Consider the following 22,204-nt stretch of genomic DNA (forward strand, 5'->3'; position numbering starts at 1 on the left):
TGGCTCGTACCGCCTGCCCGCTTCCGGTGGGGCGGGCCCGTGTCTCTGCCAGCCCTGTTGGAGGACAGCAATGCGATCGACCGGACGGTGGCTGCTGAGGCCGCCCTCGCCGGAGGCCGAGGCACGGCTCTTCTGCCTGCCCTATTCGGGCACGGGTGCGTCCTCGTACCGCCGTTGGCCGACCAGGATCGGGCCCCTGGAGGTCTGTCCCGTACAACTGCCCGGCCGTGAGAACCGCATCCGGCACGCCCCGTACGACAGCGTGGCGGAATTCGCCGAGGCGGCGGCCGAAGCCCTGGCGCCCAGCCTGGACCGGCCCTACGTGCTGTTCGGGCACTGCATGGGAGCCCTGCTGGCCCATGCGCTGGCCGCCAGAATCGAGGACCTGGGGCTGCCCCCGGCAACCCTGCTCGTGGTGTCCTCCGCCGCCGTGCCGCACCTGCCCGCCGAGCAGCGGTACCGCGCTCCCGAGCACGGTGTCGGCGGCATCTACCACCCCTCCATGACAGACGAGCAGCTCGCCGGCGAACTGCACCACGTGGCGGCGGCCCTGGGGGGCGGGGAGATCTTGCCGGAGCTCCTTCCGCTGGCCGTGCGCGTCCTAAGGGCCGACGTGGAGCTGTGCTACGGCTACCAGCTCCCCGCTCCGCGTCCGGTGCGCAGCCGCCTGACGGCGATCGGCTGGACCGCGGACCCCGAAGTGGAGCCCGAGGAGATGCGCCGGTGGAGCGCGTACGGGAACGCGGTCCACCGTGTCCTGGAGGGCGGCAAGCTCAGCTATCTCGCCGCGCCGACGGCCCTGACCCGTCTGCTGGAGGAAGAGCACGCCGAAGCGCTCTCCGGAGCGGCCACGACGACCATGAGGGGCACGCCATGACGGCGGACCGGCCCAGCACCCTGACTGAGCTGTTCGACCGGACCGCCCGGCGGCACCCGACGGCCCCCGCCGTCAGCGACGCCGTCGGCCGGCTGACCTACCGGGAACTCGACGAGGCGTCCCGGACGGTGGCCCGCGCACTCGCCGCCCGGGGCGTGTCCCCCGGAGACACCGTCGCCGTCCACCTGCCGCGCGGAGTGCCCGTGGTCGTGGCCGTGCTGGCCATCCTGCGGGCGGGCGCCGCGTACCTCCCCATCGACGAGGTGTACCCCGCACTGCGACGCGACCAGATGCTCCGCGACGGCGCGGTCGACCATGTACTGGCCGCCCCCGGCCGGGCGGAACGCCTGGCGGACACGGGCCTGCCGGTACTGGAGTGGCCGCCGGCCACCGACGGGACGCCCACGCCCGCCCTCCCGGGCTCCGGCACGCGGCCCGCTCCGGTGCCACCCGCCGCGGCGGCCTGCGTGCTGTACACGTCCGGCTCCACCGGCACCCCCCGCGGCGTGGTGTTGGAGCACCGGCAGATGGTCGACTTCGCCCTCTCCGACACACTGCCCGCCCTCCGTCCCGGCGACCGTACGGCCCAGGCGTCGAGCATCTCCTTCGACACCTTCACGTTCGAGGTGTGGGGCTCCTTCGCCGGAGGCGCCGAGGTCGTCGTCGTACCGGGCATCCCTGAGCTGCTGGAGACCGACCTGGGTAAGGAGCTGCGCCGTCGCCAGATCACGGCCATGCTCGCGCCCGCGATCGCGCTCAACCACCTCGCCCGGTACGACCGCGAGGCGCTCTCCGGACTGCGGCTGCTGTGCTCCGGTGGTGACGTGCTGCTGCCCGCGACCTGCCGGGCGCTGCGCGAGGGAGGCTTCGCCGGGGAGCTGTTCAACCTGTACGGACCGACCGAGGCCACCGTCGCGTGCGCCGGTTTCCCCGTGACCGACCTGGCGTCCCTGGGAGAGCAGGTGCCCATCGGGCACGCCTTCGGCGGCGCCCGGCTCCATGTGCTGGACGAGCGGCTGCGGCCCGTGCTGGCGGACACGCCGGGTGACCTGTACGTGGGCGGGGCGGGGGTGGGCCGCGGGTACCTCGGGCGCCCCGGGCTGACCGCCCGGAGGTTCGTCGCCGACCCCTTCGCCGGTGACGGGTCGCGGATGTACGCCACCGGTGACCGGGTACGAGCCGGGCAGGACGGGGCCCTCGAGTACCTGGGGCGTACGGACAGCCAGGTGAAGATCCGCGGCCATCGTGTGGAGCCGCAGGAGGTCGAGCGGGTGCTGTGCCGCTTCGACGCGGTCTCGGAGGCGGCGGTCCTCAGCGACGGCGCACCGGGGGAGAGGCGACTGGTGGCCTTCGTCGTCGCGCAGGAGACCTTCGTCCTGCGGGCCTTGCGGGCGTACCTGAAGGCGACGGTGCCCGCCCACCTCGTACCGGCGGAGATCATCGTCCTGGAGGCGATGCCGACGGACGCCCACGGCAAGAGGGACCGGCGCCGGCTCACCGAGGCGCTGGGGGACCACGCGTCCCGGCGCAGCCGGTACGTGGCCCCGCGCACCGCCACCGAACGGTTCCTGGCGAGCGTCTGGGAGGACCTGCTCAACATCGAGTCCGTCGGTGCCCTGGACGACTTCTTCACGCTCGGCGGGCACTCCCTGCTCGCGGTGCGGGTGCGCGTACTGCTGCGGAGGGAGCTCGACGTGGCGGTGTCACCGGAGGCGCTGTTCGAGCACAGCGTGCTGGAGGACCAGGCACGGCTGATCGACGGGCTGCGGAAGGAGGCACTTACGTTATGACCGCCATGGTGATCGACCTCGGCGAGCTCGACCTGTTCACCGACGGAGACCCGCACGAGGCATGGCGCGTCCTGCGGCGCGAACAGCCGGTGTACTGGAATGTCACGGGCGACGCGAGCGGCCCGGGACCGTCGGGATTCTGGGCGCTGACGCGCTATCAGGACGTCCACGACGCCTATGTCGACGCGGGCCTGTTCTCGTCGAAGTGGGGGACGGTCATGGGCGGTTCGCACCGGAGGGACGCGGACTCAGCGTCCGGCCGGATGCTCATCGCCTCGGACGACCCCCAGCACCGGCTGCTGCGCCAGCAGGTGCACAAGGCGTTCCTGCCCGCCCTGCTGGACCGGGGCCGGCGGATGGTGCGCGACTACCTGAACGCGGCGCTCGACCGGATGCTCAAGGACGGCGGCGGTGACTTCGCCACCGACGTCGCCCCCGAACTCCCGGCCGGGCTGCTGGCGGCGATGTTCGGGCTCGGACGGGCGGACGCCCTGCACCTCCTCGCCCTGACCCGCTCCATGATCGGCTTCCAGGACCCCGGGTACCACAGCGGCTCGACGCCTCCCGCGGTCCTCGTCTCCTCCCAGGTCGAGATCTTCGACGTCATGATGGATCTGATGGAGCAACGGCGACGGGCCCCCTCGGACGATCTGGTGAGCATCCTGCTGGGCGCATCGCTCAACGGACGCTCCCTCACCGCGGACGAGATCCTTTACAACTGCCTGAACGTGGCCGTGGGAGGGAACGAGACGACCCCCTTCACTGCGTCCGCAGCCATACAGGCGTTCATGGACTTTCCGGATCAGACACGGCTGCTGCTCGACGACGGCGGACTCCTTCCGACCGCGCTGGAGGAGATCTTCCGCTGGACGTCGACCAACGCGTACGTGCAGCGGGTCGCCACGCGCGATGTCGAGCTGCACGGGCGGCTGATTCGCGCGGGAGACCCGGTGACGCTGTGGAACGCCTCCGCCAACCGCGACGAGGAGAGGTTCCCGGACGCCGATCGCTTCGACGTACGGCGTACTCCCAACCGGCATCTCGCGTTCGGGGTCGGCGTGCACCGGTGCATCGGGATGGGCGCAGCGCAGATGGAGGTCGCACTGCTGCTGGAGGAGATCGTCCGGCGGGGCGTCACCTTCGAGCCCGCGGGCGCCCCGACCCGTCTGCGCTCCAACTTCATGCTGGGCTTCACTCGTCTTCCCGTCCGGGCCAGGGTGACACGGGGCCCGGCGTGACGCCGCTCCGGCGGCCCGCGGACAGCCTTCCGGTGTCCCCGGTACCCGGGATGCCGGCGGCCCCGGTGTTTCGAGAGGCCATGTCACGGCTCGCGACGGGGGTGACGGTCGTCGCCGGCCGCGACGAGGCGGGCCACTGCTGGGGCTTCACCGCGACCTCGGTGACATCGGCGTCCCTGGAACCGCCGCTGCTGCTGGTGGGAATCGCCCGTACGTCGAGCTGCTACCCCATGTTCCGGGAGGCCCGTGAGTTCACCGTCAACATCCTCAAGGAAGGGCACCAGCATATTGCCCGGCGCTTCGCGACGCCCGGGATCGACCGCTTCGCGGAGGGCGGCTTCACCGAATGGCCCGGTGGCGGACCGCCCTGCCTGGACAACGCGCACGTCTGTGTGCACTGTGCGGTGTCGGATTCGATCCCGGTGGGCGACCACGAGGTGATGGTTGGCAGGGTCATCGATGCACGCTTCCCCAGCCCTGAGGACGCACCACTGGTGTGGTATCGCAGGGTATTCGGCTCCGTGACGGCTGACTGAGACCGGAGTCCTGTCCGGGATCGCCCCGAGCTACTCGTCACCGATGGGATCGGCAGCTCGCCCGGCACGTTGCGTCCGAAGCGGAAGCGTTGGCGCTGACGAGGCCCCGCGCCCAACCGTGCGCGGTCGTCGGCGAGGGGACGACGACCAAGACGACCAGGGCCTCGACCTGCTCGTCCGTGATCTTCCGCGGCGGACCCGAACGAGGCCGGTCCACCAAGCCCTCCAGCCGGTCCACGGCGAACCGGGCCCGCCACTTGCGCACGGTCTCCCGCGAGACTCCCAGATCCTGCCCGACCTGCGCGTTCGACCGGCCTTCCGCGCACGCCAGCACAATCCTGGACCGCAGCACCAGCGCCTGCGACGCCGTCTGTTTACGCAACCACCGCCGCAGCACCCTGCGTTCGTGATCGGACAGCTCTACCAGCAACGGCTTCGGACCAGGCATCACCACACCCTACAACCGCAAATAAACTAAGCTTTTCGTTTAACCCTGCACGTCACTCGACCTGCTGATCTGCGGTTCTTTCCGGGACGGCGAGGGCGGCCGTTCTCCACGCTTCGAGATGTCGAGTCACGAAGCCCAAGAGAACGGCCGCTGCCCATGAGTCTCCCCTTCGATGTGTCCGCAGGCCAGGCGTTGGGGCTCTTGTCCCGCTTTCGGGTTGAGTTCTACGACTCCCTGTATGCCCGCGCGGACGCGCTCTTCGAGCTCACGGACGCCGTGTTGTGCGCGGACGGGCCGGTGAAGACCCTGGTCGAGTTGTCGCTTACGGCCGAGCACCGCCGTGGGCACGGCGCGATGTACGCGGCGCTCGACCGGGGCTGGGCCGAGCCGACACGGCTGCGCCGCGCGCTGGCCGGCCTGCCGCTGCCCAAGGCGGCCGACGGGCGGATCGTGCTGGCCGTCGATGTGTCCAACTGGCTGCGGCCCGACGCACCGACCAGCGATGAGCGGCTGTTCTGCCACGTATACGGACGCGGCGACCGCAGCTCGGACCAGTTCGTCCCCGGCTGGCCGTACTCCTTCGTGGCCGCCCTGGAAACGGGCCGCACCTCCTGGGTGGCCCTGCTGGACGCGGTGCGGCTTGGACCTGCCGACGACGCGACCGCGGTGACCGCTGCCCAGCTCCGCGAGGTCGTGGACCGGCTGCTCAATGCCGGGCACTGGCGGCCGGGCGACCCCGAGATCCTGATCATGATGGACTCCGGCTACGACGTCGCCTACCTCTCCCACGCCCTGGCCGACCTGCCCGTCATCCTGGTCGGACGCCTGCGCTCGGACCGCGTCATGCTCCGCGACTCCGGCCCCGCCCATTCCGGGCCCAAGGGTGGACGACCTCGCCGGCACGGAAGCGTGCTCACCCTGGCCAAGCCCGACACCTGGCACCAAAGCGAGGTCACCACCGAGACGGACACCACCCGCTACGGCAAGGCCGAGGCCAGGGTATGGGACCGGATGCACCCCCGACTCGGCAGACGCGGCCCCTGGCTGGAATACGCAGAAGCCGAACTGCCCATCCTGCACGGCACGTTGATCCGCCTCGAAGTCGAGTACCTGCCGGGAAACCGCACCCCGAAACCGGTCTGGCTGTGGTGCTCGACGACCGCCGCCACCAGTGCGGATGTGGACCGCTGGTGGCAGGCATTCCTCCGCAGATTCGACCTCGAGCACACCTTCCGGCTGATGAAGCAGACGCTCGGCTGGACCGCGCCGAAGGTCCGCCACGCGGACGCCGCCGATCTGTGGACCTGGCTCATCATCGCCGCCCACACCCAACTCCGCCTCGCCCGGCCCCTCGCCGAGGACCTCCGCCGCCCCTGGGAAAGGCCCGCCGAACCCCGCCGGCTCACCCCGGCTCGGGTCCGGCGAGGGTTTCGCAACGTCCGCGCGACCACCACTGGTCCAGCAGCCGCGCCGAAACCGTCCCGACCAGGACCGGGACGGCCACCCGGCTCGAAGAACAGGCACCGGGCGCGGCACCACGACGTCGGGAAGACCGTGAAGCGCGCAGAAACCCTCGCCGAACATACTCGGCTAAAACAGGAGGAACGTTAAAAATCAAGCTAAGAAGCCGTATCTCAACCGATCATGGAACGTGCGGGTCGAACATGCTTCCCGCCGGGGTGATCTCCCCGTTGTGCGCGCATGAAGACAGGGCCTCTCGGTAGCTCGGGGATGCGAATCTGACCGAGCAGTGCCGGGAGGCCCTGGTGTCGTTGTTGTACGCGTCCGAGCCCGTCCAGTTCAACTCGGCTGCCCCATCGTGTGATTGCCTCGCGCACGTGTACGGCAACGCGGCCGATCATCCAGACCGGGTGTGCCGGTATCCGTCGGACATGACGGACGCGGAGTGGGCGGCTATCCGGCCGTTGCTGCCGGTGCCGGCCTGGCTCCAGGGCAGGGGCGGGCGCCCGGAGGGCTACTGCCACCGCCAGCTGCTGGATGCGATCCGCTACCTGGTCGCGGGCGGGATCTCGTGGCGGGCGATCCCCGCGGACTTCCCCGACTGGGGCCGCGTCTACGCCTTCTTCCGCCGATGGCGCGAGCACGGGCTGATCACCGAGTTCCACGACCGGCTGCGCGGGAGGGTCCGTGAAACGCGAGGGCCGTGAGGCCGAGCCCACGGCGGGGATCATCGACGCGCAGTCGGTGAAGGCCGCGGCCTCGGTTCCGGCCGCCTCACGCGGCTACGACGGCGGGAAGAAAGTGGGCGGCCGCAAGCGGCACATCGTGACCGACTGCCTCGGCCTGCTGCTGGTCGTCGCGGTCACCGCCACGAACATCGGCGATCGCGACGCCGCGACGGGCCTGCTGCAGCGGCTGCGCCGTCTGCACCGCGACATCACTCTCGTGTGGGCCGACGGCGGCTACACCGGCTCCCTCGTCGACTGGTGCCGTCAGAAACTCGCGCTGACCTTGGAGATCGTCAAGCGCACCGACGACATGACAGGGTTCGTGGTGCTTCCCAGGCGGTGGGTGGCAGAGCGCACGTTCGCGTGGCTGATGCACTCGCGCCGGCTGGCCCGGGACTACGAGACGCTGCCAGCCAGCAGCGAGGCGATGATCCAGTGGTCGATGGTCACGCGGATGAGCCGGCGTCTGGCCCGGCCACGGGCCGCCGACCGACGCTGAAGGCCCCCGACGTCTCCTGCAGGAGCCACCCGCGTTCCGCCAGACGCCGGGCCTTCGAACGCACCCCCTCGACCTTCGCCGACGTGGTCTCCAAGCCCAGCCGAACCGTGATCTCCCTGGCCTTCAGCGGCCCCTGGTCCGCAGGCTGCCGCTCGTTGAGCACACCCAGAATCCGCTGGTAGTCCGGCGCCAGCACCGTCACCTGCATCCCTTCTCGCCACGGTGGCACGATCGAGCCCGGCACCGGCGCGGGCGACGACACGGTTTCCGCCTCCGCCCCGGTCACGGCGGTGGACTCGGCAGCCGAGGCTGCCAGGGCCTCAACCAGCTCCTCCCGTGCGATCACCCGCCGGTCCAGCTCGATCTCCGCGGCCTCCAACGCCCCAGCCAGCCGCGCGACTTCCTCCCGCAATCCCTCCACCCGCACCCGGGACGCTGTCTCCCGCTCCTCCAGCATTCCCAGCACCGATGCCATCACGCACCCCTCGATCACGGAGCCGAAACAAGACACCGCATGCCTCCCTCATTCCGAGCTAGACCATGCCTGACCAGCGAAAATCAAGCGATCACGTTCGGTTGAGATACGGCTTCTAACGACTCAGGACACTAGTGACCTGAGAGATTCGTCGGCAGTAGGCGGCGACTTTGTCGAGAATCTCGTCGGCGGTCTTTATCCAGACGAACGGTCTGGGGTGCTCGTTCCAGTCGGCGAACCACGCTCGGATGTCGCGTTCGAGGGCCTGACGGAGTGGACACCGCGCTTGAGCTTCTTCTGCGTGAGCTCGGCGAACCACCGCTCCACCAGATTCAGCCACGACGAACTCTGCGGCGTGAAGTGCAGATGGAATCGCGGATGCGCCAGCAGCCATTGCTTGACGGCGAGCGTCTTGTGGGTGACGTAGTTGTCGAGAATCAGGTGCACGTCGAGCTCGGCGGGCACTTCCTTGCCCAGCTTGGCCGGCCGGACGTCGGGGTTCCTGCCGGTCTGCAGTGCGTGCGGCCCTCTGCATTTGCGGCGATCTCCGCTAGCGAAGACACGTTCGCCACTCGTCTGAGTGAAGAGCGGGCCTATCTCCATATGAGTACTTGCGGGTTTGGTGGCCAGTACACGGTTGGCGGCGCTTCGGTTATGGCCATTGCGAGTACTCAATGGTTCATATGGCGCCCCTACAGGGCTCCTTCGACGCTGCAAGCGGAGCAGAATCTTCCTCTTTCTGAATTTGCGGGCGCTGGCAGCGGCAGGCGGAGGGCCGTTACGTTGCGATCCCCGGACGCGGAGAAGGGCCTCGAGGGGCTGGACACCTGGTCTCGAAACCCTCCCGCGTCTACACCAACTCACCCTTAGGGAGGAAGAGTTGCTTGAACGCGTCTTCCGGAAGCTCAAGGAGCGCCTTCCGGAATCATCCGTCACGAGCATTCCGTTGCAGGTTGCACTTCAAACGGGAGTGGCGAGCCTCGTTGTGCTCACGCTGCGCTGGAGCTCAGTTCTTGTGACGGCGATGGTCACCGCTGCAACCGTTGCCGCGGTGCCGACAGAGTCGCTCGTCGTACTCGCGCCCCTGCTGTGGGCCGACCGAACCGCACTGTCCTACCTGCGCGTTCGTAGGACCTGACCCGCCACCAGGCGGTAGCCGGTTACTGATCGGCCGTCTACCGCCTGCTGGGCTCCGCAGCAGTGCACCGCCTGCCAACCGGCCCGCGGAGCAACTGAGGTGCAGGGCGCATGCAGAACAAGATCACGCAGCTGCGGCGCATCCAGCGCGACCGCCACAAGTAAGGAGAGTTCGAGCGCGGGTCCTCGCGACTTGAGCGCCCCCTGGCATCCCGGGCTGCAAGGCGAAAGCACTGCGGGTACTGGGGCGGCTCACGGGGCCTGGTGGCAGATGAGGGAGTGGTCCGCTGGCGGACCTGGCATGACACGGCTGGCGGCTGGAGTGGCTGACGCCGTCAGCTGCTCACTGGAGCAGCTTTCCGCAGGAGGGTTGGTGTGGAGTTTCAGCCATTGTGACCAGACCCGTAAAGTGCCAAATCTTCCGCACAGGATTTCTTGAATCTGTCAAGTGTTCTTGATGTGAGGTGAAGGGAGTTCAGTCATCCGTATCTCAGACCCCGCAACCCCTCCCTCTTGCCCCGCCTTCCACGGAAGGGGAACTTCCGCTGCCTCCCCCTGCATGCCAATGGCATATGTGGCCTTTTGTGATGAGCGGAGGGAGATTTACACGCGGTATGCAACGGCCCGTACGGGGCAACGGGTTGGAAATGAGGATCTGGCGGGCAGGGCGTTGGCCGACCTCGGCGACGCGTGGGAGGAGGCGCTGCGTAGTGCGTCTCCGGCGGCGTGGTCGTGGGCGCTTCTCAGGCAGCGAGTGTCCGACCTGCAAGGTTGCAGTGGGCGCGGCATTCACCAATTGCTGTCGGAGGACCAGGCCGATGTCCTCGTCCTGCGCTACCGCATGGGCATCTCGCTCACCGCAATGACGGCCGTGATGGGCCTGGAGGCCCCTGCGCTTGAGGCCCTGCTGCGTGCCGGGCTGCGCGGCTTGGGTGCTCTGCCTTCCGTGCCCACCTGGCATATGTGAAATATGTAGACGCAGGGGGATCCCTTCTTCGCGGTGCGGCCTGCCGCCCGGCACTGAGTGCCTCGTCGGCGGCTGGATTGCTACTGCCGGCCCTCGTGCTTCGCCGGGCTGGGGTGGTCCACGCCTGCTGATTCTCCTAGCATGGGCAGCCAACTCGGTCACGGGACCCGCGCCTTGAGTGCCGGGGCGGGCTTTCAATGCGGGGAGAATTCAGATTCCTATCGATGTCAGCAAGCCCAGCGTTGCGAGAATGTACGACTATCTACTCGGCGGCAGCGACAATTACGATGTCGATCGAGAAGCCTGCACGGAACTTCTGCGCCTCGCGCCGAGCACCAAGGAACTGGCACTGATCAATCGTGCTTTCCTTGTGCGAGCCGTGCGCTACTTGGCTGCCGAATGCGGTATTCGCCGATTCATCGATCACGGCTCCGGGCTCCCCACCCGCCCCAACGTTCACCAGGTCGCGCAGGAGGTTGCTCCGGACTCCCGCGTCGTCTACATCGACAACGATCCAATCGTCCTCGCGCACGGCCGGATGATGCTGGAAGAGGACCTGAGCACTACTGCAGTGGTCCAGGCCGACATGCGTGAAACCGAGAAGATCTTTGCAACTCCTCAGGTCTCCCGGCTTCTTCGTGATGATGAACCGGTAGCCGCGCTGTTCGTGTCCGTCCTCCACTGCATCACGGACGACGACGATCCCTGGGCGCTGGTCAATGAGGTAGCCGGCCGACTTCCCTCGGGCAGCTACCTTGTGGTGTCCCAACTGGCCAGTGATGACGCTGAACTCCGTGACAGCGTCACCCGGTTCATGGCGGACATCACCGAGGAAGGGTGGGGGAGGGTGCGCTCGCTGGGCGAGGTCCAGCGATATTTCGACCGTCTTCGAATGGTGGAGACCAGTGAGGCGGTCGAAGTTTCGAAGTGGCGCCCGGACACGGAAGTGTTCGCCCGTCAGGCCACGCAGGAATGGATCGAGTACGGCGGCGTTGCCCGCATTCCCTAGGGGTCGAGGGGGAGGTCCTTGAGGCTGTCGATGGAGGACTCCAGCAGCTCAAGGGTCTCCTGCTTCCCGCCGGCCAGTCCCAGAAGTTCCCACAAGGACGTCTTGTGGGCCACCACTTCGTCCGGAGCGGTGATGTAGGTACCGCCATGGTTGGTGGCCTCGACGTAGACAAGCTCGTCGCCCTGGCCCGCAGGAAATTTGAACAAGGTCATCGACGAGGTGAGCGCAGTGGCCTGTTCGGCAGCTGCGAACGGCAGTACCCGGATGTGGATGCGCTCCTTGTTCTCGGCAAGGTTGTACAGGTGCCGGAGCTGCCCCCGCATAACCTTCCTGCCACCTGTAGGCTTGGCAAGTACCGCTTGATCGATCACCGCGGAGTATTCGGGGGCATCCGGCTGCTGGAGCAACTGCTGGCGCTGCTGACGCAACAGCCACCGCCGCTCGGCACGCAGCTGCGCCGCCGCGATCTCCTTGGTGCCGGTGATCGTACGAATGGGGCTCTGGAAGACGGCGCGGGCGTAGTCGGGCGTCTGCAGAAGCCCGGGGATGAAGAAGCCCTCGTAGGTCAGGATGTCGGTGGCGGACGCTTCTGTTCCGATCAGGCGGTCCAGTGAGCTGTCGACGACATCGCGGAACGAGTCCCACCACTCCAGTTTCGCTGCCTGCCGGGCCTGCTTGCGGATGTCGGCCAGCTGGTGAGGGTCGGTAACCTCGTAGTGGCGTGCGAGGGCAACCGCCATCTCCTCGGGAACCTTCCACGTTCCCTTCTCGTAGCGGCTCAGCGTGGATTGGGACTTGGCAACCCCTGCCGTCACTACATCGGCAAGCCGCAGTCCCAAGTCATTGCGCATACGCCGCAGCTCGGCCCCCAGGAGCCGAGCTGCGACGGGAAGCGGTTCTCCGGACCCCTCGCCGTCATCGGGGACCAGACCAAGGACTTGCTCGGCCACTGTCGACTCCTCGCATGCAGGCGAACCCTTCGCCGGCGCCTAGCATGCGCATGCATCATGATCACAGCAAACCTTGGCCAATCAATTTCAGACAGTCATGGCGGTGAACTCGCCCTTCTGCGCCCCATCGAGAAAGGCAATCATCTCCGAACGCGTGAACACCAAGGCCGGCCCGTCAGGGAAGCGAGAGTTGCGGAACGCCACGTCTCCCCCCTCCAGGCGTGCGACTTCTACGCAATTGTGCTGCGGGTCGCTGGCGGTCGCCTTTACCCAAGCCGCTTCCTTGATCGAATCCGCCATCACGCCGTTGTCATACTTCGCCATTCCCCTACCACCCTTTCGAACCTGACCTGCATGAACACCCAGGATTCGCCTAATCGGCCCCCCGGGAGCGCACCTCCCGCCGTCGTCCACTTGCGGCTGGCCCGCAATTGCGGGCGAGGGGTGTGCCGGTGATCCTAGCTGTGCAGTACGGCGCTCCGCTGTCCCTCGAAAGAGCGTTCTTGCGCCGGTTTGTGACACGCAATCGTGGAGGCCACCGGGGGCGAATGAATGTTCGCCGGATCTGTGGGGAATGGCCAATCAAGAATGGCCGGACTTGCTGCCGTGGCGACGCCTGGCGAACCCAGGCGCGGTGCCGGAACGGGAAGTGGACCTGCTTGACGCGAAGGCCGACGAAGGGCCCGTCGCGTGGCTGATCCGGATTGTGAGGCGAGCGGTCTCCTCACAGGAGGTACTTCCAGACGCACTCGACGATGGCAGCTTCCTGCTCGACGGGATATCCGCGGTCGAGACAGCCTCGGGCAAGGGAAGCCGCAGGCCCCGTTCGGGCTGCCTTCAGCGCACCCCAGATGGGGCTGTCGGGTGGCCACCGTCGTTGCTGTGCATGTTCAGCGGCTCCGACGTCACAAACCGTGCTCCGGATCTGGCTCTCTGGCGGCAGTGCCTGGTGGATGGCTGTGGCGATTCGGACGCCGCCGAGGTCGGCATCGGGCGCGATGACGATCCTGTCGGCTGAATCGGCGAGTGCGGCAATGTGATCGACGATGGCGCGGCTGGGCATCCCCGCGCAGTACACGGTGCCGGTGTCGTTGTCCGGGGTGATCGCGTCAAGGGTGTCGCACAGAGTCTCGGCGGCCTGGAGGTTCTCGACGACGACGAGACGGGTTCCGTTGAGAGACAGTCGCAGGTCTGGCTGCTCGGCGCGGAGAAGGAGGGGGCCCCGGAGACGCGCGAGCGGCAGGCTGTGCGCGGCGACGTGGAGGGTGAGGGCTCCGCCGGCCCCGAGCCGGCTGTCGCGGTACAGCCCGACAGCGGTGGCGACGGAGCGGGTGACGCCGCAGTTTTCGAGGATGGTGCGGGCGTCGTCCCAGGTCTTCGTGCGGCCTGTGTGGGTTTGGGAGAAGGAGCGGGCATTCGGGTGGACGGTGCCGTCGCAGAGGTCCTGGAGGACAGCGATCAGGATGCGTGACCGCTTCGGTGCGGGCGTTGGGCGCTCCAGTTCTGTCTGGAGCGCGCTCCTCAGGCTGTCGAGGTCCCTTGCCGTGAGGCCCTTGGCCGCGGCCAGTGAACTGTCTGCTGCACGCCACGACTGCAGCAGACCCTGCGCGTTCTGAACGTCGGCACGGAGTTGGTCGCGCTGGAGAGCGCGACCGGCTGTGATCTGCTCAGCGGCCCGGGCAGCCGCGGCGGTGGGAAACCAGCGGACCGGCGAACCGAGGGCCATCGATTCCGTAATGTTGCAGCGGAGGATGACGATGCCAGCACGGACGAGAGTGACCGCGGTGGCCCAAGCGTGGCCCTGGTAGCGCTGCTGTACGGCTCTCCAGTCACGGTGCTGGGCACCGAGGACGAAGGTCCGATCGCCGGCTCGGGACAGAGCGGGAACGGTGTCGGCGTCGAGACGGTCGGGTGGACTGCTCGCGGCGAGGTCGACGTGGGAGTAGTGCGGCAGGCCGGTGGAGCGGGCGTTGACGAGATGTGCCGTGTCGTCAGCCGCGCGACGTGTGCGTACGACGGCGTGGGCGGTGAGCCCCTGGGGGAGGCCCTTGACAGGGATAACGGGGCCGGTGGGCTGCATCTTTACCACCAGGTGCGTCCGGCTTGCAGAACGCCCATGGTCAGCTCGACGCGCTCGCTGTTGGCGTCGTAGCCGAACATCCGGGTGGGTGCGTTGAGGGCTTCGGTGTGGCTGGGGTAGTTGAAGTAGAGGAGCTCACCGCTGTGTTCGGTGGCGTCGTCCAGGAGGGACTCCTGGCAGGTGCCCAGGACGGTGATGCCGTTGCCCTCGGCGCTGGTGGCCAGGGCGCCGAGGACCTCGCGGCGGTGATGGGAGCCGAGCGAGTCGCCGAGTTCGTCGAGGATGAGAAGGCGCCCGCGGGGGTGGGGGGAGGCGAGTAGGGCGGCAAGGACCAGGTGGATGGAGAAGAGCTTCTCCTGGGCCGAGTTGGTGATGTTGTCGTAGGGCAGCATTTGGCCGTGCGGGGTGCGCCGCCAGTGCGGGGTCACTTCGCACCGCCACATGTCCTGCAGGGTGGGTGGTGGTATGAGCGTCCGGCGCAGTTCGGCGCCGTACAGCCCGGCGTTCCGGTTGAGGGTGACCAGTGCGTCTTCGATGCCGCCCAGGGCCTGTTCGAGACGTAGGGCGATACTGCCCTGCATGGTGCGCAGGCTCTCCCGCAGGTCGCCGGCCTTCTGCTCGCCGAAAGCGATCCGGCTGGCCCGTTGGGCGCGTTCCTCGGCGATGCGGTTCGCGGCCGAGATGTCGGACTCGGCGAATCGGTCCAGCCAGTCCTTGAGGGCACGGACGGGTGCTTCGAACGCGGTGGCGTCGGCGAAGCGGCGGCTGCCGGTGTCATCGGCGAGATTGTTGCGGAGCCGGACAGCGTCCTTGAGCGCGGTGCTCGGGGCCCCAGCGCCGGTGTCGACGTCGATGCCGATCGTTTCGAGGGCCCGTTCGAGGTGGCGGCCGGCTCGCTGCCGCAGGGTGTTCTCGCTGCGGCGTTCCGGCAGGGCCTCGGAACGGTCCGGGGCGGTCGGTGGAGCGGTGGCCCAGCGCAGGGCGTGCAGGGCGGCTTCGCGGCTGCCACCGTGCTCTTGCCAGTAGCTGATGTCGAGGTCGTCGATCTGCTGCTTGACGTCGGCGTACTGTTCGGCCGCTCGGGCCTCAGCAACCTGAGCCGTGTCGATGGCAGTTCCTGCCTGGGCATGCTGGAGGGCGAGGGTCTCGTGGGCGACGAGCGCGTCCTGGAAGGCAGTCTGAGCTGCACCCCGCTCCTGCTGGCGTGCGGCGGTTGTCTGGCGGAGTGCGGCGACTTCGTCTTCCAGCGCGGGGCGCTGGGACCGCAGGCGCGCGGCGAGTGCTGCTGCTTCCAGACGGCGGACGAGTTCTTCGCTCTGTGCTTCGGTTTCCAGGGCCTGGTCGCGCTGTCGCTGGGCCTGGTCGAGGTCTTGCTCGGCTTGCTCCAGTGCGGTGCGCAGGCGAGCCAGGAGGGTTGCCCGTCCAGTGAGCGGCTCGGCGTATCCGCCCAGTACGTACAGGCCAAGGGCATCGTCGACCGCAGTGTCCGGGGTGTGTTCCAGCCGCATACGCGTGGCCAGGGTGTCCAGGAATCCCTGGACGGGATCGTGGCCGTGGCGGTCCGTTTCGGGTACAGCGATGAGGACTGCGCCGGGCTGGCTGGCCAGAGCTGCCCGGGCGGCAGAGACGGCGGATTCGGCGATGCACACGGCGTCCTGGTAGAGCGCCAGCCGGGGCTCCCAGGCGGCGCGTTCCTCGGGAGCGAGGGTCAGCCCGTCGAGCAGCCCGGTCGCGTGGATGCTGGCATCGCTCAGGGCGCTGATCGTCTGGCCGGCAGTGCCGTACCGGCCTTCGTTGGCGCGGGCGAGATCGTTGCGGGCGTTCTGGCGCAGCGTGGTGGCCTGGGTCAGGCGGGCTTCGCAGGCGATGGTGTGCTGGCGGGACTGCCTGGCGTCGAGGCGGGCGTCGTCGAGGTCCCCGTGGACTCCCGCCTCGGCGTCCTCGGCGTCCTGGAGGGCCTGATCGTGTGCGACCAGGCGGTGGCGGGCGCCGCTCTCGTCATCCCGGGCCCGGGTGAGGCGCTGCTCGGCGCTCTCCTTGGCATGCGCCGCTTCATCGCGTCGACGGGCCAGGTGCTCGGGGTCGTCGAGAGCGCGTTGAGTGGCTTGGGCTGTTTCCCGGTCACGCCGGGCGCGTGCCAGCGCCTCTTCCTGACCGCCCAGCGCGGCGTGCAGCTGTTCGGTGCGGTCCAGGGCGTCAAGCAGTCCGCGGGCGTAGTGCAAGGCCCACATGTCCTGGGCCCGGGCGAGTTCCTCACGGGCGCTGATGCGCTGGGTGACCGTGTGCAGGGCGCGTTCTTCGGCCGCGCGGCTGGTGATGTCCTTGTCCCTGCTGGTCTGCAGTTCGTGTTCCGCTTCGCTCAGGTCGTGGCGCAAGGACGCGTCGGTGTCCAGGAGGGTGGCGCGGCCGGTGAGATCGATGAGTGCGGTGCCGATGCCGGCCGGGGTGAACAGGCCGGTGTCGAGCTTGAGGAGGGAAGGACCGCCGCGTCGTTTGCCCCGGGAGGTCAGGAAGGCAAGACAGCGGGGCACTGGCCCGTACAGGACGGCCGCGTACTGGGTGGCTCCCAACGCTGACGCGGACGGCAGTCGACGGTAGATCTTGGCGGCCTGGTCGTGACGTTTGACGTCGTCCTGGGCGATGGCCAGATGGATGCCCGGGGCGTGCCGGACCTCGACGTACGTCGGTGTGGCGGAGAGTTTCACCCACACGGTGTGGGCGGTAGCGGGGACGCTGTCCGGGTCGGCGAACAGCCCGGCGATGTAGCCGGTGGTCGCGGCCGCATAGCCCTGGGCGCCGATCCCTGCGGTCTGCGGTTCGAAGAGCAGGTCCGCCACCGACGCCGGACCGCTGCTGTGCATCCGCCATTCCGGATCGCCCAGCAGCAGGGAGACGGCGGCCAGCCAGCTGGTCTTGCCGGACTCGTTCGAGTCCGTGGGCCCCTTGCCGGAGACGGCGACGAAGCAGCCGGGAATGAGACCGACCGCGGTCGAGGGGTGCCGGGCGATATCGAAGGTCTGGACGCACAAGAGCTGCCGGTCCCCGATGATCCCGAGACTGATCGGGACGTCCTCGGATGGCTGTGTCTCCTGAGGTCGGGCAGTCGTGCTCATGGCGCTATCTCCCGCGGGGTGGAAGAGGGTTGGGGTCGTGCCTGCTCCTGGCGGCGCTGACGGATGGCCCGGGCGTACATCGAGTCGGGCTGGGTGACCAGGACCAGGTCCTCCCACAGCTGGGCCGACTGCGCATCCGTCAGCCGTAGCAGCGCCGGACCAGGCAGCAGGGCACGGTGGAAGCCTTCGCGCAGCAGCCGACGGGCCTTGAGACGGCGTACCGCCGGGCGCAGCTGCTCATAGGTGAAGTAGGGGTTGGCGTAGAGCTCTTCGACGCTGGTGCCGGGCCCTTCCGCGAGCCAGGTCGCCGACTCGTGGATGCCACGGGCGCGGGGGGCTGCGACCGTGCGCAACAGGACCATTACCAGCACCGCCCGGTCCAAGGGCGGCAGGATACCGATGCCCTCAGCAGCCAGGCGTTCGGCCACGGTGTCGTCGTAGCCACTCGTGAAACCGGATATTCCATGGTGCTCGCGGATCAGCAGGGCGCGGCCGAGTCCGGCCAGGCGCCGGGTGACAACCGCCCGCAGCGCATCGGTCCGGAGGGCCGGGAACGCCTCACCGGGCACCAGCCCGTCGGCGGTCTCCAGGGCCGCGAGAGCGGACTGAACGTGGGCCTCGTCGAGCTCGGAGAGCGGTGCCTCATTCATCGTCGTTCTCCCGCATCGGCGCGGCCCGGCTCATGTCCGGGAGCTGGTCGTGGAAGCGCCGCATGGCTTCCGTGAACGTGGCGGGCAGCGCGGCCACCGCCGGCCCCAGCCGCAGCCGCGGCCCCTCGCGGACGACCAGCAGCAGCATTTGCAGCTCACCGTCGAGGGCAGCCTTGGCGGACCTCACATCCAGCCCGAGGTCCCCGGCCGTGTCGAGGATGCCGGTGCGCTCGAAAGGACGGCCCGGGTAGGGGGGCCCGTTCAGGTCGGGCCATGCCCGGGCCAGGCACAGAGCGAAGGTAATCATCTGGGTGGGGGCGAGCCGGGCGACGGGGTAGGTACCCAGTTCCTCGGGAACCGGCGCCTGCGACCAGCCCAGCACGAGCGCTCGGCCCAATGGGCCCGGACGGCCGCCCGAGCTGAACGGGGTGGGCCACGGACAGTCGCACTCCACCAGGCTGCGCCCGGCATTCCGGGCCCTCTCGTCGGCGTCCGCCAGCAGCCCAGGCGGCAGGCTTCCGGGGACGAGCGCGCCGCCGGCTCGGGCGGCGGCCAAGATCAAGGGCGCATCAGGGTTCTTCATCGCCGTGCTCGCTCGTCACCAGGTCCTCCGGCGCCGTGGCCGCAGGACGGTCCGTGCGGTGGACCGTGACCGGGTGCAGGTAGGTCACCCACGCCTCACGGTCGACGAGCAGCTCGGTGCCGATCTCCAGGCGATACGGCGCATGGGAGTCGGCGTCCAGCATGATCAGATCCGTCAGGAGCCGGACAGCCCGCGGCCACCGCGACCGCCGCAACTCCTCCGTCACCTCGACGCGGTCGCGCTCCAGGAGCATGCGATCAGCGGCCCGTTCACGACGTGCCCGCTCCTGTGCCCCTCGCTCGACCACTGCGCCGAACGGATCCCGCTCGGGCGACCCCATGGGCATCGGCGGCCGGTAGCGCACCCGGTGGCGCGGTGCGAACGCATCCACGGCGTCCACCACAGCTCCCGCGTCCACCCACACCTGCGGCGCATCCACCACCAGCGTGGCGCCGGCCTCGGCGAGCCGTTCCGGTGGCGCATCGCGGGCAGCCTCCAGGTACTTGTCGGCCGACAGGACATCGAAGTTCAGGGAAATCCCGGCGTGGTCAAGCACCCGCAGCAGCGCCTGCGCGACCCAGTGCCCGTACCGCTGCTCCGCCTCGACCATGGCCACAGCCTTGTGGGCGAGGTCGACGTCCTTCGGGAAGTGCCGGTTCACGTCGCGGTTCAGGCGAAGGACCCGCTGGTCCAGGTCCTGGTGGTTGTACTGCCGCTGGTCCTCGATCAGCTCCTTCAGCGTGCCATCCAGAACCAGTGCTTCCAGCTGTACCGCGAATGTCGCGAACACCCACTGGCAGAAGATGATGTTGCGGGCGACCGCATCCCGGTCGGGATGCTCGCGGTCGAGGAGCTCCTGGGTCCGGTCCAGCAGACCGATCAGCTCGTCGATGCCGCCGTGGCTCTCCAGACGGTCGCAGACCATCAGGAAGACGGTGCCCAGCGGGTGAAAGGAGTGCCGCAGCTGGTGCTTCTTGGACCGGTAGGGACGGATCAGCTGCTCGCTCTCGAAGACTTGCCAGCGTGACTCGAACATCTCCACCGGGTAGGCAGGCCGGGCATGCTGTGTGATCCATCCCCATACCTGGGTCTTCGTCGCCCCGCCCTGGGCGCTGTGAGCGGCGAACCCCTCCGCGATGTCGCGGGTGACCTGTAGATGCAGCCGATCGGTGACCGTCGCTCCCGAGTGTTGTGCCGCTGCCGCGACGAACGTCTGGAGATTGCTCGACTGCTGAGAATCGCTCAGCGACCTATCGACCCCATCATCTGGGCTATCCACTCGGAGGTTCACCGCGACGCCCCCATTTCCTGGAGCAAGGGCTCTGCGAACCATCATCCCCCTGTCAATTACGGCTTGCCAGCTGTGGCCAGACATGCAGAAGCGAACTTGTACATGCGGCGGAAGCGAAGGGCGCCAGGCAACGGCAGACGACATGCAGCCAGAGCGACGGAACGTCCATGGAGCGGGCTCAACGGCAGCGACTGCGTGAGTTGGCCTGAGGCAGGTGTGGAGCGAGCGATTAGAAGGCGCTTGGCCTTCTGCGACTCGGCACCCCTCTGACCTGCGCAAACGTTCGGCCCCGGCACGGGAACACGAGGGCCGTTCCACAAATGTGCCACGGACACCCGGACGGCGGTTGCGTTCGCGGCGCAGTGGCAAGGGCCTACGGCCACCAGTGTTGCCGACAGCGGCCTTCCGCGCACCTGCGCGGGGGCCAGCGCGGAAACAATCTTGGTGTGCCCAGTGTTGTCGTCCATTCAGGCGACGAGAGCACGGGGTGACGATGAGGCTGTTCACGGTGTCCGATGGGGTGACGGCGGAGGTGGCCGCGCGCGTGGCTGAGCGCGAGCGGGATGTGCAGGTCCTGGTGGAGGCGAACATGGAGGCGCTGCTGGGTGTTCGCTTCCTGGCGAGCGAGTACAGCACGGGCCCGGTGCACGGCGGGAGGATCGACTCGCTCGGAATCGACGAGAACGGTTCCCCGGTCGTCGTGGAGTACAAGCGGGGCGTCGACCCCGGAGTCATCAACCAGGGCCTGTACTACCTTGCCTGGCTCGTTGACCACCGTGCCGAGTTCCAGTTCCTCGTCCGCTCCCGGCTCGGGGCGGAGGCTGCAGCTCAGGTGCAGTGGACGACGCCGAGGCTGATCTGCGTGGCCGGTGGTTACACGCGGTACGACCTCCATGCCGTTCGCCAGCACCGGCACGCCATCGACCCCGTCAGCTACCGCCTCCTCGGCGAGAACATGCTCTCGTTGGAGACCGTGGCGTCGGTGGCCGGCCGCACGGCGGTGCCGCAGCGCCGGACGACGGCCGAACGGACGGCCGTCCCCGCGGCTGGCATGGGCGATGCCATGGCGGAGCTGCGCGCGGCCCTGGACGAGGTCCTCGTCGGCCTCGGCGAGGACGTTACACAGGTGGAGCGCAAGCAGTACCGGGCCTACCGGCGCCTGCGCAACTTCGCCTGCGTCGGCAGCACGCAGAAGCGGCAGGTCCTGGTCACGCTGAACGTGGACCCGTCGCAGGTCGAGCTGGTGGAGGGCTTCAGCCGCGATGTCAGCGAGCTGGGGCACCACGGCACCGGAGACCTGGAAGTACGGCTCCGTACCGAGCCCGACCTCGACCGTGCGCACGAGCTGCTGCGGCTCAGCTACGCGACGGCCTGAGACCTGCGGGGAACGTGGGGCTGCCGGGGCGTGTCGGCGGTGAGATGGAGATGAAGGGGCGCGGCAAGCGGGCCTTTCCGGTTGAGCGGCTGGGACGTGGCGGTGTTCTTCAATGATGCGGAGGAGTCCTGATTTTCATAATCAGGACTCCTCCGCTATAAGAGGGTGGCTCGGGCATCAGCCGATTGCGTCGGGGCTATTTCAACTACGGTTCCGCGACAGGTAGTGGGCGGTGTGCGGAAGTGCACGAGGAATGCGGGTGCCCGGTCCCGGGCTCATTGAATTGGCGATGCGGGAGTGTTCGGCCAAAGGCGTATCCACGAGCTGTCTGTCTGGCAGCTCGCTCGCGTCGCGCAGTGCACCTGTAGGCGATGCCAGGGTTTGGATCGCGGTATTCAACACGCTGTCCGGGACGCCTTCGGTGAACATGATGCGCCACAGGGGTTCGGGCTTGAACGGGCGACCACCAGTCAAGAATGCGCAGGCGTCCAGGAGGGCCATGTCCCCGTCGAGATGGACGAACGAGGACTGCCCGTCAGGAGAAACGTGCCGTTCTTCCAGGGCCCACTCGTCGTGGTGCGTTGTTGACGACCATCCGAGGGCGTCCAGTGCATCGCACGGGGGCGCCCACACACGCGGATCCCCTTGAAAGGACTTGGTCGGGAAGACGCTGAGCTGGGTGAGGATCGACACGATGATCTCGCCCGGCGTGTGCGGCGAACTGCGTGCCGTCCACTGGTCTTGCGCCTCGGGCTCGGGGGAGGCCCCGATGCGCCAGCCTCCGCCGTAGTAGTCGCCCTCGTAGCCCGGCGCCTTGGTGGCGCTGTGTACGGCGCGGAAGCGTCGGCAGTCGCTGATGTAGTAGACGGTGCCGTCTTTTCCGTACGTGTGGCTCCAGCCAACTGCGTCCAGGGATGCGGTGACGATCTCGATTCGTCCTGCGCCGGCCAGCGTCATCGGGACCAGGCTCTGTGTGTGGTGCGGTGTGGTCAGGGCG

At 68.3% G+C, this 22,204-nt stretch carries 21 protein-coding genes and 1 pseudogene; 11 read left to right on the forward strand and 11 right to left on the reverse strand.

The annotated features are described in order from the left end of the window. Positions 1-70: 70 nt before the first annotated feature. The 4 genes from ACQPZG_RS31470 to ACQPZG_RS31485 all read left to right on the forward strand — a co-directional run bounded on the left by ACQPZG_RS31470 (position 71) and on the right by ACQPZG_RS31485 (position 4,441). Complete coding sequence (locus tag ACQPZG_RS31470) at positions 71-877, forward strand: thioesterase II family protein (protein ID WP_433549077.1); 807 nt, start codon at positions 71-73, stop codon at positions 875-877. Then, on the forward strand, positions 874-2,667 hold the full coding sequence (locus ACQPZG_RS31475; RefSeq protein WP_433549078.1) for a non-ribosomal peptide synthetase: 1,794 nt from the start codon (positions 874-876) through the stop codon (positions 2,665-2,667). The genes ACQPZG_RS31470 and ACQPZG_RS31475 overlap by 4 nt, the downstream gene beginning before the upstream one ends. Continuing rightward, on the forward strand, positions 2,664-3,905 hold the full coding sequence (locus tag ACQPZG_RS31480; RefSeq protein ID WP_433549079.1) for a cytochrome P450: 1,242 nt from the start codon (positions 2,664-2,666) through the stop codon (positions 3,903-3,905). Before ACQPZG_RS31475 ends, ACQPZG_RS31480 begins: the two co-directional genes overlap by 4 nt. 80 nt (positions 3,906-3,985) lie before the next feature. Beyond that, positions 3,986-4,441, forward strand: a complete 456-nt coding sequence (locus ACQPZG_RS31485; RefSeq protein WP_433549080.1) for a flavin reductase family protein — start codon at positions 3,986-3,988, stop codon at positions 4,439-4,441. Positions 4,442-4,478: 37 nt separating this feature from the next. Here ACQPZG_RS31485 and ACQPZG_RS31490 read toward each other — a convergent pair whose 3' ends face one another. Beyond that, positions 4,479-4,889 carry a helix-turn-helix domain-containing protein gene (locus tag ACQPZG_RS31490; RefSeq protein WP_433549081.1) on the reverse strand — a complete coding sequence of 137 codons (411 nt, stop codon included), beginning with the start codon at positions 4,887-4,889 and terminating at the stop codon, positions 4,479-4,481. 156 nt (positions 4,890-5,045) lie between these two features. Here ACQPZG_RS31490 and ACQPZG_RS31495 point away from each other — a divergent pair, with 156 nt between their 5' ends. The 3 genes from ACQPZG_RS31495 (at position 5,046) to ACQPZG_RS31505 (ending at position 7,577) form a co-directional block, all read left to right on the forward strand. Next, positions 5,046-6,500 (forward strand): NF041680 family putative transposase, encoded by a 1,455-nt coding sequence (locus tag ACQPZG_RS31495; protein WP_433549053.1) that lies wholly within the window; start codon positions 5,046-5,048, stop codon positions 6,498-6,500. A 281-nt stretch (positions 6,501-6,781) separates the two neighbouring features. Further along, positions 6,782-7,057 carry a transposase gene (locus ACQPZG_RS31500; RefSeq protein WP_433549082.1) on the forward strand — a complete coding sequence of 92 codons (276 nt, stop codon included), beginning with the start codon at positions 6,782-6,784 and terminating at the stop codon, positions 7,055-7,057. Then, positions 7,038-7,577, forward strand: coding sequence for a transposase (locus ACQPZG_RS31505; protein ID WP_433549083.1), 540 nt, complete (start codon positions 7,038-7,040; stop codon positions 7,575-7,577). Before ACQPZG_RS31500 ends, ACQPZG_RS31505 begins: the two co-directional genes overlap by 20 nt. On the opposite strand, the gene ACQPZG_RS31510 is transcribed toward ACQPZG_RS31505, so the two are convergent. Next, positions 7,525-8,052, reverse strand: coding sequence for a hypothetical protein (locus tag ACQPZG_RS31510; RefSeq protein ID WP_433549084.1), 528 nt, complete (start codon positions 8,050-8,052; stop codon positions 7,525-7,527). The genes ACQPZG_RS31505 and ACQPZG_RS31510 overlap by 53 nt on opposite strands. Before the next feature lie 115 nt (positions 8,053-8,167). Next, positions 8,168-8,529: pseudogene (locus ACQPZG_RS31515) on the reverse strand (transposase); the annotation flags it as partial. Between the two features lie 403 nt (positions 8,530-8,932). On the opposite strand from ACQPZG_RS31515, the gene ACQPZG_RS31520 reads away from it, so the two are divergent. The 3 genes from ACQPZG_RS31520 (at position 8,933) to ACQPZG_RS31530 (ending at position 11,165) form a co-directional block, all read left to right on the forward strand. Further along, a complete protein-coding gene (locus tag ACQPZG_RS31520) occupies positions 8,933-9,190 on the forward strand; it encodes a hypothetical protein (RefSeq protein ID WP_433549085.1) in 258 nt (85 codons plus the stop codon). Positions 9,191-9,859: 669 nt separating this feature from the next. Continuing rightward, entirely contained in the window at positions 9,860-10,156 is a 297-nt protein-coding gene (locus tag ACQPZG_RS31525; protein WP_433549086.1) for a hypothetical protein, read from the forward strand. 220 nt (positions 10,157-10,376) lie between these two features. Beyond that, entirely contained in the window at positions 10,377-11,165 is a 789-nt protein-coding gene (locus ACQPZG_RS31530) for an SAM-dependent methyltransferase (protein ID WP_433549625.1), read from the forward strand. Here ACQPZG_RS31530 and ACQPZG_RS31535 read toward each other — a convergent pair. The 7 genes from ACQPZG_RS31535 to ACQPZG_RS31565 all read right to left on the reverse strand — a co-directional run bounded on the left by ACQPZG_RS31535 (position 11,162) and on the right by ACQPZG_RS31565 (position 19,832). Next, positions 11,162-12,115, reverse strand: a complete 954-nt coding sequence (locus tag ACQPZG_RS31535; protein ID WP_433549087.1) for a helix-turn-helix domain-containing protein — start codon at positions 12,113-12,115, stop codon at positions 11,162-11,164. The genes ACQPZG_RS31530 and ACQPZG_RS31535 overlap by 4 nt on opposite strands. 87 nt (positions 12,116-12,202) lie before the next feature. Next, complete coding sequence (locus tag ACQPZG_RS31540; RefSeq protein WP_433549088.1) at positions 12,203-12,439, reverse strand: DUF397 domain-containing protein; 237 nt, start codon at positions 12,437-12,439, stop codon at positions 12,203-12,205. 400 nt (positions 12,440-12,839) lie between these two features. Then, positions 12,840-14,195, reverse strand: coding sequence for a DUF2399 domain-containing protein (locus ACQPZG_RS31545; RefSeq protein ID WP_433549089.1), 1,356 nt, complete (start codon positions 14,193-14,195; stop codon positions 12,840-12,842). Positions 14,196-14,197: 2 nt separating this feature from the next. Beyond that, complete coding sequence (locus tag ACQPZG_RS31550; protein ID WP_433549090.1) at positions 14,198-17,308, reverse strand: hypothetical protein; 3,111 nt, start codon at positions 17,306-17,308, stop codon at positions 14,198-14,200. Next, on the reverse strand, positions 17,305-17,958 hold the full coding sequence (locus ACQPZG_RS31555) for a hypothetical protein (RefSeq protein ID WP_433549091.1): 654 nt from the start codon (positions 17,956-17,958) through the stop codon (positions 17,305-17,307). The genes ACQPZG_RS31550 and ACQPZG_RS31555 overlap by 4 nt, the downstream gene beginning before the upstream one ends. Further along, positions 17,951-18,541, reverse strand: coding sequence for a hypothetical protein (locus ACQPZG_RS31560; RefSeq protein WP_433549092.1), 591 nt, complete (start codon positions 18,539-18,541; stop codon positions 17,951-17,953). The genes ACQPZG_RS31555 and ACQPZG_RS31560 overlap by 8 nt, the downstream gene beginning before the upstream one ends. Further along, entirely contained in the window at positions 18,528-19,832 is a 1,305-nt protein-coding gene (locus tag ACQPZG_RS31565) for a hypothetical protein (RefSeq protein ID WP_433549093.1), read from the reverse strand. The genes ACQPZG_RS31560 and ACQPZG_RS31565 overlap by 14 nt, the downstream gene beginning before the upstream one ends. A gap of 493 nt (positions 19,833-20,325) precedes the next feature. On the opposite strand from ACQPZG_RS31565, the gene ACQPZG_RS31570 reads away from it, so the two are divergent. Then, a complete protein-coding gene (locus ACQPZG_RS31570) occupies positions 20,326-21,207 on the forward strand; it encodes a DUF5655 domain-containing protein (protein WP_433549094.1) in 882 nt (293 codons plus the stop codon). Between the two features lie 201 nt (positions 21,208-21,408). Here the strand turns inward: ACQPZG_RS31570 and ACQPZG_RS31575 are convergent, their stop codons facing one another. Then, on the reverse strand, positions 21,409-22,164 hold the full coding sequence (locus ACQPZG_RS31575; protein ID WP_433549095.1) for a DUF317 domain-containing protein: 756 nt from the start codon (positions 22,162-22,164) through the stop codon (positions 21,409-21,411). Positions 22,165-22,204: the final 40 nt, after the last annotated feature.

Origin of the sequence: Streptomyces sp. CA-294286, from assembly GCF_050947155.1 — a bacterium.
Taxonomy (GTDB): Bacteria; Actinomycetota; Actinomycetes; order Streptomycetales; family Streptomycetaceae; genus Streptomyces.

Bases quoted from the DNA above. Each gene is read 5' to 3' on its own strand.
- ACQPZG_RS31470 (WP_433549077.1), top strand. From the start codon at position 71: ATGCGATCGACCGGACGGTGGCTGCTGAGGCCGCCCTCGCCGGAGGCC.
- ACQPZG_RS31475 (WP_433549078.1), top strand. From the start codon at position 874: ATGACGGCGGACCGGCCCAGCACCCTGACTGAGCTGTTCGACCGGACC.
- ACQPZG_RS31480 (WP_433549079.1), top strand. From the start codon at position 2,664: ATGACCGCCATGGTGATCGACCTCGGCGAGCTCGACCTGTTCACCGAC.
- ACQPZG_RS31485 (WP_433549080.1), top strand. From the start codon at position 3,986: ATGTCACGGCTCGCGACGGGGGTGACGGTCGTCGCCGGCCGCGACGAG.
- ACQPZG_RS31490 (WP_433549081.1), bottom strand. From the start codon at position 4,889: ATGCCTGGTCCGAAGCCGTTGCTGGTAGAGCTGTCCGATCACGAACGC.
- ACQPZG_RS31495 (WP_433549053.1), top strand. From the start codon at position 5,046: ATGAGTCTCCCCTTCGATGTGTCCGCAGGCCAGGCGTTGGGGCTCTTG.
- ACQPZG_RS31500 (WP_433549082.1), top strand. From the start codon at position 6,782: ATGACGGACGCGGAGTGGGCGGCTATCCGGCCGTTGCTGCCGGTGCCG.
- ACQPZG_RS31510 (WP_433549084.1), bottom strand. From the start codon at position 8,052: ATGGCATCGGTGCTGGGAATGCTGGAGGAGCGGGAGACAGCGTCCCGG.
- ACQPZG_RS31540 (WP_433549088.1), bottom strand. From the start codon at position 12,439: ATGGCGAAGTATGACAACGGCGTGATGGCGGATTCGATCAAGGAAGCG.
- ACQPZG_RS31545 (WP_433549089.1), bottom strand. From the start codon at position 14,195: ATGCAGCCCACCGGCCCCGTTATCCCTGTCAAGGGCCTCCCCCAGGGG.
- ACQPZG_RS31550 (WP_433549090.1), bottom strand. From the start codon at position 17,308: ATGAGCACGACTGCCCGACCTCAGGAGACACAGCCATCCGAGGACGTC.
- ACQPZG_RS31555 (WP_433549091.1), bottom strand. From the start codon at position 17,958: ATGAATGAGGCACCGCTCTCCGAGCTCGACGAGGCCCACGTTCAGTCC.
- ACQPZG_RS31560 (WP_433549092.1), bottom strand. From the start codon at position 18,541: ATGAAGAACCCTGATGCGCCCTTGATCTTGGCCGCCGCCCGAGCCGGC.
- ACQPZG_RS31570 (WP_433549094.1), top strand. From the start codon at position 20,326: ATGAGGCTGTTCACGGTGTCCGATGGGGTGACGGCGGAGGTGGCCGCG.
- ACQPZG_RS31575 (WP_433549095.1), bottom strand. From the start codon at position 22,164: ATGACGCTGGCCGGCGCAGGACGAATCGAGATCGTCACCGCATCCCTG.